Consider the following 13,447-nt stretch of genomic DNA (forward strand, 5'->3'; position numbering starts at 1 on the left):
GCTTAAAAAAACATTAGGTTATGCTTAATTAAATTTACTCTTCACAAACCATTTATCATTAAATGAGAAACTCGCACTGAAGTTAACATAGTTTTCTTGAATCAATCCCGCTGACGTTGTTCCTCTTTTACCAAATTCAACTCCAATATTTACATTTGAAAAATATCCCGGAATTGGAATTCCAGCACCTAAAGTCATCCCAATATCATTTATTGACTCATTATTAACTATTAAACCTAATTTTTCATATTTCAATCCGGCACGGTAAGTAATTCTGCTCAAGTAACTTGTGAATGAAGTATAGTTTGGAATAAAATAACCCCCAACAGCATATTTAGCATATTTTTCGTAACGAACTTTTGGGTTTGCGTTGTAATAATTTGCAAATTCTCCATTTCCTTGAAAAGCCATTGTAGTACCTACTAACCATTTTCTAGCCTCACCAATACCAGCTCCAATAGTTAACTTGTTTGGCAGTTTTAAATCTTCTGCATCTGGATTATAAACATAAGGATCTGGATCACCGCTTACTGTAATTTCTCTAGTATTATTAGATCTTAATGTACTTGCAAATGTGTAATTCAAACTCGTAAACAACGAAACTTTTTTATAAATCTTTGTCTGATACATAGTACCAATATTAAAATTCACACCAGACAATTCAGAAGTATTTAACTCTGTAGTTGAATTTTGCACACCTGATATAGCTTCTACGCTTGTTGTTTTGATGGTTCCGAAATTATACTGCATATCAGCACCAATATTCCAATTTCGTCTAATTTTATACCCTAAACCAAAATAAGCTTTATTTACACCTCCTTTACCGCTAAGCTGAGTACTTGTCGCTCCAGGAGTGGCTGTATTGTCATTTAAAATTTTATATCCAACTGATGATAACGGAACTAAACCAAATGAAGCTCCAAATTTTCCCATTGGAATTCCAATCGCCAAATAATCAAAAGTGGCTCTTTGTGCTTTTGCCGATTCTGTATCTGTTTTTAGAGTAGAAGTTCCAAACGATCCCCCAACTGTAAATGTTGTTTGCAGCAAACTCGCATAACTCGCAGGATTTTCAATATTCAAGTGAATACTATCCTGTTCAACTGCAACTCCTGCCATAGACCTAAATTCCTGAGTTCCTTTAAATCTAGTATCACCAATTCCATAAAAAGAATATGGAGAAGCAGTACCTTGTTGAGCGAATGAAACGAACGATATAAGCAAACAAGCGCTTATTATAATTTTTTTAATCATTGTTGATTTTATATTGAAATGTTTGGTTCAAACTCTCCAAAAGGAAATTTGAATTGGCAAATATGGTATTTTTTAATCGTTTAGCCAAAAATTCTGCATCTCCTCCCGTTAAAATTATTATAAAATTTGAAAAGTTTCGGCGATATTCATCGATAAAACCATCAATCTCATAGACGAAGCCGTTCACAACTCCTGAATGAATCGCCTGCATTGTGGTGTTTCCTATATATTGATCTGGTTCTTCGAAACTCAGCAAAGGCAGTCTGGCTGTATAATTATGCAAAGATTCGTAACGAAGACGAAGTCCCGGAGAAATCGCTCCGCCCAAATAATTATCATTTTCGTCGATGAAATCGTAGGTTATGCAAGTGCCGGCATCAACCACTAATCTGTTTTGTTTAGGAAACTGCAAAGTTGCTCCTGCTGCCAAAATCATCCTATCTATTCCTAAAGTTTTTGGTGTTGCATATTTATTATAGAAAGGAAATTTATCTTCGTGAGTAAAAAAATGAACCTTTAACTGCTTTTCAAAAATCAAAAAGGATTGTTTTTCGACATTGCCTACTGAGGCAACTACTAAATCTGAGCATTTTTGATAGCTGCCTAAAATTTTTTTAATTTTTTTTTCGAGCTCATTTTTCTCAAAAACAAAACTCTCCAAAACAGCAGTTCCCTCAAAAACAGCTGCTTTAATTCGAGTATTTCCAACATCAACAGTTAAAATCATATTTCCTTTTTGTTTCTGCGAAGATACGAATTGATTTTTTTTTTAAAATGTTTTGGATAAACGAAAAATGATTCTATCTTTGCACCCGCAATGTGCACAGCACGGTACCTTAGCTCAGATGGTAGAGCAATGGACTGAAAATCCATGTGTCCCTGGTTCGATCCCTGGAGGTACCACGAAACCCACTCAATGAGTGGGTTTTTTGTTTTTAATCCTTTTCTGTTTTTTTTAAGCAAAAGCACTACAGACATAAAAAACTAAGATTTAAGAATCCTTACGTTTTTTCATTGCCTTTTTTAGCGTTATACTTTTATAATAATTTCGATCCATTATACTAAAAATTTCCTTAATCAAATTGATGTTCGTATCTGACGTTTCTATTTCATATAGATTAGTCATTGGAGAATAATACTGAGCCTTTACTTCATTATTATATCTTACAATCAATACATATAAAGGACTATGACCATGATCTTTTAGACATCGTTGATAGTAACTCTCTTTTTCTAAAATTTCTGAAATAAACTTCATCTTTTTTTTATCCGCTGTAGAAAAATCAACTTTCTTGACAAACTCTTTTGTTCTTATTGAAGCATTAAAGTCTTCATCAAAATCAACTGTGAAAAAATTATTACTTCCGCTTCCTTCTTGCCATCTATAAAGTAAGACTCCATTTTTTATTTTCGCAAAATTTGCAAATTGACTTTTATAAAAGATAGAATCTTTCATAAAATTAATATACTCCCACTGAAGAGTTTCCGAAGGCGTTAAGACTGCTTGGCATTTCTTTTCATTAGAAACTTTTCTTTCCTGACTTTGGCAAACCGCAAAAATCAAACAGAGAGATAACCCAAAAATCTTCTTCATATAATAAGTATGATAAAAAAAATACACTTCAAATATAAATACATTTCCCTATCTTTAAACTGAACGAAATTACATTAACACTAAATGTCAACAAATAATTATTTTTTGTTAAAAAAGTATTAAGTGAATAAAAAAATATCTTCTATATTCGTAAAACTATAATTTTATCTTTCATTTACTAATAAGATTTCAAAGCAGTTTTATGAGCAAAACTTCTACTAAAGGCATTTGGAAAGTAATTTCTGCCTCTTCCATGGGAACAATGATTGAATGGTATGACTTTTACATTTTCGGAAGTTTAGCCGTTGTAATTTCAACTAAATTTTTCCCAAGCGATAATCCTACTGCAGCATTTTTATCGACTTTAGCCACTTTTGCTGCGGGATTTGTTGTTCGCCCTTTTGGGGCTTTGTTTTTTGGCAGACTTGGTGACATTATTGGTCGAAAATATACTTTCATGGCTACTTTATTATTAATGGGCGGTTCTACCTTTTTAATAGGCTGTATTCCGAGTTATGAAACAATTGGCTTTCTAGCTCCTTTATTAGTTTTAATTTTGCGTCTACTGCAAGGATTAGCACTTGGAGGAGAATATGGCGGCGCAGCTACTTATGTTGCAGAACATGCGCCGGCAAATCAAAAAGGATATTGGACTTCCTGGATTCAAACAACTGCAACTGTTGGTTTGTTCATTTCATTAATGGTAATTCTAGCCACTAAAAATGTACTTTCGAGCGAGGCTTTTGATTCATGGGGATGGCGCGTTCCTTTTTGGGTTTCTATTGCAATGGTTGGTGTTTCTTATTTAATTAGAAAAAACATGGACGAATCTCCCGTTTTTGCTAAAGCTAAAAAAGAAGGAACAACAAGCGCGAATCCGTTAAAAGAAAGTTTTGGGAATCGATACAATTTAAAATTTGTTTTGCTGGCATTATTTGGTGCGACAATGGGACAAGGTGTTGTTTGGTATACTGGGCAGTTCTATGCTATGAGTTTCATGAAAACGGTTATGAACATAGATTCATCACAAGTGGATGGATTATTGGGAATCGCTTTATTAATAGGAACACCATTTTTTATTGTCTTTGGATGGCTGAGTGACAAAGTTGGGAGAAAATACATTATGATGACAGGAATGCTTTTGGCCATTTTATTCTACAGACCAATTTACAAAATGATGTACAGCACTACCGATGTAAGTTATAAAACCGAAATCACAGAAAAAACAACACAAAACACTGAAACAACAGCCGAGAATAATACCATAACAATAATTTCTAAAACGTATACAGACGGAACCACTTATATTGAAAAGAAAACTGATTTTGCTGATAAAAAAGAATCTCAAAGCAGTATTTCGATCAATATCAATTCAAGCGACGAATGGACTTTGATTTTTCTGGTTTTCATTCAGGTTTTATTTGTCACTATGGTTTACGGTCCAATTGCTGCCTTTTTAGTTGAAATGTTCCCTACTAAAATTAGATACACTTCGATGTCTCTTCCTTACCATGTAGGAAACGGAATTTTTGGAGGTCTGCTTCCTGCAATTTCAACTTATTTTGTAACTCATTCAAAAGCGGCAGGAAAAAGTGATTTTTATCTCGACGGACTTTGGTATCCAATTATCATTGCTTCTATATGCTTTGTAATTGGAATGATTTATATTGACAACAAAAACAAAACTAACCACCTTTAATAAACCACTATTATGAATGCGATTAAACAAATTTTAGGTGTTTTATGGATTGTACTTTCCATTGCTGCCGCCTATTTCTGTGTGTTTGAATTTGGCTTGCCCAAATTGCTCTCAGACAAACAAGACGATTTGGTCTTTGGCATTATTATTCTTTTTATTCTTACGCCGTTAATTGTTTTAGGTCTTGGCACCTTTGGTTACTTTGCTTTAATTGGAGAATACAACGATAAAAAGAAAGCATAATAATCATCTATAAAAAAAAGGGCCTTCTATTACTAGAAAAGCCCTTTTCACTACTAACCAAACCAAAACTTACTGTTGTTTTAATTGAGTTCAAACGCATTATAAGAAATCAACTAAACACTATTTTTTTATAAATTTCATTACCTGAGTTTTCTTATTCTCATCTATTGCTTTTACAATGTACAATCCCGCTTCTAAATCACTTACTTCGTACTGAAAATCTGTTTTCCCGTTTATATTAAAGCTTTTTACTAATTGTCCTGATGTATTATAAACCTGCACTTTTGCTGCCGATATGTTTAATGTAAAGTAATCCGAAACTGGATTTGGATATAAATTGACTGTTGCACCTTTTTCGAAATCGGCTATAGCTAAATTCGCAACTTTATTTCCATAAATTCTAAATTCTCCAGCGGGAATATTTATTAAAGCATTAACATCAGAAACATTTATTGTGGTGTTATCCATTAAATTATACCATGTTCCAGTATATTGAAAACCTGTTGGTACATTTTGCGCTGTCACATCAAAATTCGCCAAAATCAATACGTCTTTTAACTGATTAGCCGCCAAAGCGTTGTTTGTAATTTTTATGTTGACCGAAAGTGAATTAGCACTGGCAACTGTTGCAGTTCCTAAAAATACAGGCTCGGTTATTTTAAGATTAATTATTTTTGCCCAGTCGTAATAAATTTTATTTCGATTGGTATTTCCTAACCAATTATTTGTCCATTGAGGCTGTGGTTTTGTATCTAATTTACAATCGCCAGAAGCAGCATCTGTATCTGTATTTACTGTATTATTATTACAAGTAAAAATTGAGCTGTCCCAGCCTAACTCTCCAAAATGCCAAATCATTTTTGGCCCTGGAATCAATAAGGAAACGGCTCCAATTGCAGACATTCTTGATAATGCTGTGTTTAACGTTTTTACATCATAAGTACCGCCCGAAGCTCCATATTGCAAATTTCTATACATTAAACGTTCTTCATCATGGCTTTCTGCATATCCCATTAATCTGTTTGCTGTAAAACCACGACTTGAACTTGTCATTCTTGAAATAGTACTGTTTGATGCATATCCCATTGCCAATTGACTGTATTGATCTGTCATTTTTCCCCACATCATCACGCCTTTACTAACGGGATCATTTACTCTATAATTTGCCCATTCTTTTTCCTCTGTATCAGATCCTAAATGTTCGAAAATAGTATAATGAGTAGGATCCAAACTCCACGAATAATCTGCATATTTCTTTAATATATCAACTCTATCCTGCTGATAATTATTAGTACAAGTTTGATCTGATGCTGTACAGGCTTGAGTAAATCCCTTGGTTAAATCCCAACGGAAACCATCAATTTTATATTCTTCGATCCATTGTTTAATTACACGCTCTACATAATATTGTGTTTTTGCAGATTGATGATTAAAATCTTCTCCTACACTAAAAGTATGTTTTGCAACGGTATTAAAATACGGATTTTCAGTCGTAGGCGAACCAAAACCATCTCCATCAGGATCATTCATCCACATTCTCACCATCGGATTACGTCCAAAGGCATGATTTAAAGCCACATCTAGAATTACAGCAATTCCGTTTTGATGACATAAATCGATAAGTTCTTTTAATTTATCTGAAGTGCCATAGAATTTATCCAAAGCCATATGAAACGAAGTATTGTAACCCCAGCTTTCATTGCCTTCAAATTCCATTATCGGCATCAATTCTATTGCATTTATTTTAAGTGTTTTAAAATAATCAATCTTATCTATTAAACTTTGATAGCTTCGAGCGGCGTCAAAATCGCGAACTAACACTTCGTAAACAACTAGCTTGTCTTTTTCTGGTTTTGTAAAATTAGTAACCTGCCAATTGTAAGGTGCCTGCCCTGTTTTAAGTACTGTAACTTCAAAACTCTGTCCTGTTGGATAAACGGGCATATTTGGATAAGAAGCTGCAGGAATTGAAGAATCATCATACGGTGACAATACTAAAGTTGAGTAAGGATCAGCCGTTTTTACCATTGAAGGTGAATTGGCTAAAGGAGTTTTATCAACAACCCAATATTGATACGTATTATTTTGTCCTGAAACCAATCCTGTCAATTCTAACCAAAATTTACCTGAAACAGGATCTTTTTTCATGGCATACGCTGATGTGGGCTGCCAGTTGTTAAAACTTCCTGAAACGTAAACAAAATCTTTTAAAGGAGCATCTAATACCAAAGTTGCTTTTGTAACATCAGCATTGTAATTAATTCCATCTGCCAAACCTGCAGGCATAGCTTCAGAAACGGTATTAGGATCAACAATCGCAGTAAATTTTTTAACTACCGTTGTTGATGCCTGAGTAACACTCAATTCATAACTTTGATTGCTTATAATGTTTGTATGATTAAACGAATAACTAGATGAACTAGAATTAGAATTTATTACTACTCCATTTGAATTTAATGTATAACTCGCCGTTCCATTTGTATTTGTCGCTGCAATATTTAAACTTCCTCCATTTACAACAACGGTATTACTGTTCTCTACAGGAGAAGTCAATGTTACCTGAAAGGAACCAACCTCAACTAAAATATCTTGTGACTGTTTAGATCCAGTACCATCCTTAGCTTTAACTAGAAAACCAAATTTTCCGATTCCGTTTCTATTAAAATAGGCAGACGGCGTAAATGTTTTTGTATAAGTATCTGTTCCTGCATTATAAGTAAATTTACCAGCTTCGGCCGAAGCGGTCCAAGATCCATTAGAAGGCGAATCTTGTTGATTCGCATCATTTACATCGTAAGACCATGACCAAAGATATAGTGCATTTCCTGTTACTGACCAAGCTGATTCATTTACACTATTTCCATTTATTGTAATTGTAATAGAGGTCGTATCTTCAAAAGTCGGCGGATTTATGGAATAGGTTATAGTTTGCACCTGTCCAAAAATTACCGTAGATAACAATAGAAAAATTAATAGTAAAGTTTTTTTCATATTTGCGGTTAATGGTTAGTTAGATTAAAAAAGGGCTACCTTTTACAGATAGCCCTTTAATTATTCATGCTAGAACTAATCTACTGTTATAGTTTTTGCACCATTGTCAATTGTCAAAGTTCTTAGTCCAGTTGGTCCAGTGTATTTAAAGTTGCTGTCACCATCACCAGCATTTACTAATTCTGAATCTATTGTATAACCTAATCCAGAATAGTAAGGGAAGTTACGGCTGTTACTAGCGCCCCAGTTTCCACCACTTGTAAAGTCATTTGATAAAAACTCTCTAAATGCTTCTCCGCTTTTAAGAACAACTTTTACTTGGTAAACATTTGTTTTCCCAACTACTAAAGGGAATTCTGTTTCAGCATCACCATCCCATGACCATCCACCTGGAGTAGCTGCTCCAACTAACCAATGTGAACTTGCCAACGGCACGTGATATGGAGTAGCTTTAATAGTATAGAAATTAGAATATTGCGCTTCTGCACCAGTACCAACCGTAGATTTAATACGGATATCAACATTATTTTCCTCTTTTTCAACAAAACCTCCATTAACTAAAGCAGAGTTTAATTCGGCTACTGTTAAAGCTTTAAAACGAGCTGTAGTTGTAGTTACTGCAATAGGAGCCGCAAATTTAGTTCCTGCTTTTGCAATTTCGATTGTATAATTTACAACCGTTGCAGTACCATCATACTTAGCGTCATTCCATATTACAGTTGTTGCAACTTCTTTTTCTTTTTCCTTTGTAAGAACAATATTAAAATCGTTCTGAGGACTTAATAAAACTGGAGCCGTAACTGGCTGTATTACTGGTCTGTTTTCTACATCATCTGAATTACATGACACCGCTAAAACACCAATGAATGCGATTAAAATTTTATGTATATTTTTCATTTTATTTATTTTTTATAAGGTTAGTTAGTATCCTGGATTTTGTTTTAAAGTTGGGTTCGCCTGAATAGTTCGAGACGGAATAGGCATTAGATCTCTAAATGAATCTGTTCCGCTTCCATTTTTAACGCCGCCTTTCCACTGCCAGATTTTAGATGCTCCTGTAAATTTTCCAAAACGAATCAAATCTGTTCTTCTGTGACATTCCCAAAACAATTCTCTTGCTCTCTCATCTAGAAGAAAGTCCAGAGTTAAATCAGAAGTTGTAATAACCCCTGCTTTTGCTCTAACTCTAATTTTATTTACATATTCTAAAGCTTTTGCAGTATTACCTGTTGATGCTCCTCTAAGTGTTGCCTCAGCATACATTAAATACACATCTGACAATCTGTACATTGGAAAATCTGTATCTGGCATATCATTTCTTTGCGCAGCAGTACCATCAGAATTTACATTGATAAATTTTGTAACTGCATATCCATTAGTAAATACTCCATAATCAGCAATATCTAGAGTTTGACCGTTAGTATAAAAAGTACCTCTTTGATCAGCAGTTGCAGTTGCGTCAGGAAACAATTTAACAAATTCTGGTCTTGCTCTTGTTCCAGACCAGCCTCCGTCCATACCTTGATTAGCTGATACCATACTTCCTCCGATAGACGCATGAATAATAAAACTCATACCACCCCCAATTGCTCTGATAGCATTACCATCTCCAACAATAGGAAAGATAAACTCTGTTTGAGCTCCATTTCTGTTATTGTCAGCAGAGAATAAATAACGATATGGTACATCTGCAAAACGGTAAGTAGAACCTGTAATTATTTCATTACATACAGTAGCTGCATCATTATTTCTTTCAGTTCCTGTATATACTTTAGAGTTTAAATAAATCTGTGCCAATAAAAATTTAGCTGCTATTTTATCTACTCTTCCATATTCATTAGCTCCAGAAGCTGCTAAAGTCTTATCCATATCTTTTAATTCAGCCTCTACAAAAGCGAAAACTTCAGCTCTTGTTTTTTGTTCTGGATAAAAGAAACCAACAGGATCATTCTCAGTAGTAATTGGCACATTACCAAACAAATCTATCAAATTAACATAAGAGAACGCTCTTAAAAAACGAGCCTCAGCTCTAAATTTTATAATTTCTGCTTTCAAATTAGCATCAACACCTCTTGCAGTTAATTTCTCCTCTGTAGTTTGTCTTAAAAACTCATTGGCAACACTGATTTCATAAAAAGCTCTCGAAAAAATTCCGTACAAGAACTGATTACTAGGGCTCCATTTTTGTCCATTTATCGCAGGTAAACCATCATCTGACCAAGCTATAATAGCTTCATCTGTTGGAAACTCCTGGGTAACAAACATCAATCGTAAATAACTGCTAAAATCACCACCAAGTCCTGAAATATCAGGAGAGGCGTCACCGTCATTTCCTCCTACATACAAACCTGCATATAATTTTGCCAATACTTGCTTATATGATGCCGGATCTTTAAAAAAGTCGTCAGAAAGAAACTCATCATCATCTGTTGGCTTCACGTCCAAATCTCCCGTACATGAAGTAAGCGTCATACTTAATCCTAATATGAATAGGAGAAAATAAGATATATATTTAAATGATATTTTCATTTTGTTTATTTTTAAAATTTTATTTTTCAATGTACTATTAGAAATTCGCGTTTACTCCAAACAAGAATGTTCTAGCTCTTGGATAAACGTTATTGTCAATTCCGTTGAATTTTTCAGGATCTAAACCATTGTATTTCGTAAGAACAAAAACATTTTGCACCCCAGCAGTAAATCTCAATGTTGCCGCTTTTAATAACTTTTTATCAAAAGTATATCCTAGTACAATATTATCTAACTTGATAAAAGAAGCATCTTTTACAAAATAATCAGAGTAATTACGCTGCGTTCCATTAGAATTACTTTCTGTAGTAAACCCAGTATTGAAATAATCTGTAGTTATGTTGGCTAAATCAGAATCTCTTCTTAAACCAGCTTGTAAATATCCTTTATCAGAACTTACGTTATCGAAAATGTAATTTCCTACGCTGGCTCTCCAGTTCATTGTAAAATCGAACTGTTTGTAATTTAAAGTAGAGAATAATCCAAAAGTGTAATCTGCAGTTGGTTTATGAAATTTATAACGATCTGCATCGGTAATAGCACCATCGCCATTTCTGTCTGCATACGCACCTTGAATTGGACGTTTATTTGCATCATATAATTGTTCGAAAACAAAGAATGAATTTGGAGCAAATCCTTCAGAATGTATCAACACTTGATTTCCTGTACCACCAGCAATAACATCACCTGTAATATATCCTTGAAATCCTGGAACAGTAGTTCCTAAATCAGAGATTTTTTGATCAATGTAAGTCGCATTAACAGCAACATTCCATGTTAATTTATCATTTTTAATAATGTCAGATTGAAGATTAAACTCAACCCCTTTTGTTCTTACACTACCAATATTACTATATCCTTGATTTCTGATATTTGCTCCATCTGGAACTGGAATCTCAGCTAAAAGATCACTAGATTTTTTATCAAAATAATTAAGAGTACCTGTTAATCTATCATTAAGAAAACCAAAATCAACCCCTACGTTCATCTCTGCTAAATCTTCCCATTTGATATCTTTGTTATATCCTTCAGGTTTTGCTGCTCTGTAGATAACGCCATTAAAAAGATATTGTGTATTAAGCGTTCCTAATGTTACACGCTGCAAATAATCGTATGCAGGCGGAATATCTTGCTGACCTGTAGTTCCGTAACCAACTCTTAATTTTAAACTTGATAAAGTCGAGTTGTCTTTTAAGAATTCTTCCTCAGCCACGTTCCATGCAAAAGCACCTCCGGCAAAATTACCCCATCTGTTTTCTTTAGAAAAACGTGAAGTTCCGTCTCTTCTGTAATTTACTGTTAATAAATATCTGCTGTCGTAACCTAAATTCAAACGTCCAAAATACGATTGTAAGTTAATGTCTGGATCTGTAGTAACATCCGCAGGCGGATTTGGTCTCATAACATCGCCAGAGTTATATCCCTCACGTTGAAACAATTGGTAGTTATATCCAGCTGTAGCATCAATTTTAAATTTGCCTAAATCTTTAGTATAATTAAAGTAAGTATTTAAGTTTTTATTCTGACGACTGTCTGTATAACCTGTATATCCTCCTAAATTAGTCCAGTTACCTTTATCAAATGTAGTAGGCTGGAATCCTGTAATACTTTCAGTACTCACTCTTGTATACCCATTACTATCAAATTTATCGATACCTGCCTCAGCAACAATTCTTAAATCTTCGAAGAAATGAAATTTATAATCTAATCTAATATTCCCCCATTTTCTAGTAGAAGTTGCTCTACGCTCATCTTGATTCAATCTTGCAACAGGGTTTCTTGCTGGCAACAATGGTACATTTCCATTTGCTTCCAACCATTCAAAATAACCTCCGTAACGAGAACCTGCTTGGTAAACTGACTGAGTTGGATCAAATATAATAGCACTGCTGATTACCGGACCTTCATCTTGAAATTGATTTTTTCCAAAAGCTAAGTTTCCAGTAACATCAATTTTTAAGTGATTGTCAAATAAAACTGGGTTTAACGATATCGATGTCGTTGTTCTTTCAAAAGAAGTATTTCTTAAGATTCCAGGAGTATCTACATTTCCAACAGATAAACGTACTGGCAATTTATTAAACAATGAACCGCTTACAGATATATTGTTGTTTGTTGTTAAAGCAGTACGGAAGATTTCTTTTTGCCAATCCGTATTTGCTGTACCTAACAAAGCTTTTTGAGCAGCAGTCCCTTTTTCATTTACTAAAGCACGATATTGATCAGCACTTAAAACATCTACTGTATTAGCAACAGTATTAATACCTACTTGAGAATTAAAGTTAACTTTTACACCGCCTTTTGTTCCTTTTTTAGTAGTAATTACAATTACACCATTTGCAGCTCTAGAACCGTAAATTGCAGCTGCAGAAGCATCTTTTAATACCGTAAAAGATTCGATATCATTTGGATCAATTGTAGACAAAATACTTGTTGATCCGCTAGGAACAGCATTACTCATAGGAAGTCCATCAACTACAATTAATGGCTCATTTGATGCGCTTAACGAAGATCCTCCACGAATTCTAATATCCGCTTTAGCCCCCGGAGCACCTCCTGTAATAACATTTACACCAGCAATACGACCACTGATCAAACTCTCTGGAGTAACGTTAATTCCTTTATTAAATTCTTTAGCCGAAATTTGAGAAACAGATCCTGTTGCGTCTTTTTTCTTAACAGTACCGTAACCTACTTGTACCACAACTTCTTTTAGCTGATTAGTATCTTCTTCTAAAGAAACGTTTAAAATTTTTTGTCCGGTGTAATCAAGTGTTTCTGTTTTGTATCCAATGAAAGAAACAACGATTTTACTTCCGTTTTTAACATTTGACAGCTGGTAATTCCCATCAAATCCTGTTGATGCACCATTCGGAGCACCTTGTACATTTACGTTTACTCCTGGTATTGGCTGACCTGTTGCTTTATCGACAACAGTCCCACTTAAAGTGCTTTGAGCTAGCACCGTAAATGGCAACAATAGGAATAAAAATAACAACTTTTTGTAAATTGTTTTCATACTTTTTGTTTAAATTAGTTTGAGTTTTTGATTGTTAGTTAAGTTTTTAATTTTACTTCGAATTTCAAAATTATGAATTAATTAACACGCTCAACAAGAGGCATTTTTAATTGGTTTA

9 protein-coding genes and 1 tRNA gene are annotated in these 13,447 nt (G+C 34.1%); 3 read left to right on the forward strand and 7 right to left on the reverse strand.

Annotated features, from left to right (window positions below):
* Positions 1–24 precede the first annotated feature (24 nt).
* Complete coding sequence (locus ACHRV0_RS01185; protein ID WP_129023900.1) at positions 25–1,254, reverse strand: hypothetical protein; 1,230 nt, start codon at positions 1,252–1,254, stop codon at positions 25–27.
* On the reverse strand, positions 1,247–1,981 hold the full coding sequence (locus ACHRV0_RS01190) for a type III pantothenate kinase (RefSeq protein WP_129023899.1): 735 nt from the start codon (positions 1,979–1,981) through the stop codon (positions 1,247–1,249). The genes ACHRV0_RS01185 and ACHRV0_RS01190 overlap by 8 nt, the downstream gene beginning before the upstream one ends.
* 103 nt (positions 1,982–2,084) lie before the next feature.
* On the opposite strand from ACHRV0_RS01190, the gene ACHRV0_RS01195 reads away from it, so the two are divergent.
* Positions 2,085–2,157 (forward strand) — tRNA-Phe (locus tag ACHRV0_RS01195).
* Positions 2,158–2,245: 88 nt separating this feature from the next.
* On the opposite strand, the gene ACHRV0_RS01200 is transcribed toward ACHRV0_RS01195, so the two are convergent.
* Positions 2,246–2,848 (reverse strand): hypothetical protein, encoded by a 603-nt coding sequence (locus ACHRV0_RS01200; RefSeq protein WP_395439642.1) that lies wholly within the window; start codon positions 2,846–2,848, stop codon positions 2,246–2,248.
* Positions 2,849–3,050: 202 nt separating this feature from the next.
* Here ACHRV0_RS01200 and ACHRV0_RS01205 point away from each other — a divergent pair, with 202 nt between their 5' ends.
* Both ACHRV0_RS01205 and ACHRV0_RS01210 read left to right on the forward strand, forming a co-directional pair.
* Positions 3,051–4,547: an MFS transporter gene (locus ACHRV0_RS01205; RefSeq protein WP_395439643.1), complete on the forward strand. Its 1,497-nt coding sequence runs from the start codon at positions 3,051–3,053 to the stop codon at positions 4,545–4,547.
* Positions 4,548–4,559: 12 nt separating this feature from the next.
* A complete protein-coding gene (locus ACHRV0_RS01210; protein WP_089057386.1) occupies positions 4,560–4,790 on the forward strand; it encodes a DUF6814 family protein in 231 nt (76 codons plus the stop codon).
* Between the two features lie 120 nt (positions 4,791–4,910).
* Here ACHRV0_RS01210 and ACHRV0_RS01215 read toward each other — a convergent pair whose 3' ends face one another.
* The 4 genes from ACHRV0_RS01215 to ACHRV0_RS01230 all read right to left on the reverse strand — a co-directional run bounded on the left by ACHRV0_RS01215 (position 4,911) and on the right by ACHRV0_RS01230 (position 13,329).
* Positions 4,911–7,781 carry an alpha-amylase family glycosyl hydrolase gene (locus ACHRV0_RS01215; protein ID WP_395439644.1) on the reverse strand — a complete coding sequence of 957 codons (2,871 nt, stop codon included), beginning with the start codon at positions 7,779–7,781 and terminating at the stop codon, positions 4,911–4,913.
* 75 nt (positions 7,782–7,856) lie between these two features.
* On the reverse strand, positions 7,857–8,678 hold the full coding sequence (locus ACHRV0_RS01220; protein WP_395439645.1) for a SusE domain-containing protein: 822 nt from the start codon (positions 8,676–8,678) through the stop codon (positions 7,857–7,859).
* A 24-nt stretch (positions 8,679–8,702) separates the two neighbouring features.
* Entirely contained in the window at positions 8,703–10,310 is a 1,608-nt protein-coding gene (locus tag ACHRV0_RS01225) for a RagB/SusD family nutrient uptake outer membrane protein (protein ID WP_129023894.1), read from the reverse strand.
* A 37-nt stretch (positions 10,311–10,347) separates the two neighbouring features.
* Positions 10,348–13,329: a SusC/RagA family TonB-linked outer membrane protein gene (locus tag ACHRV0_RS01230; protein WP_395439646.1), complete on the reverse strand. Its 2,982-nt coding sequence runs from the start codon at positions 13,327–13,329 to the stop codon at positions 10,348–10,350.
* Positions 13,330–13,447 lie beyond the last annotated feature (118 nt).

This window comes from Flavobacterium sp. FlaQc-30 (assembly GCF_044005885.1).
In the GTDB taxonomy this organism is placed as follows: domain Bacteria; phylum Bacteroidota; class Bacteroidia; order Flavobacteriales; family Flavobacteriaceae; genus Flavobacterium.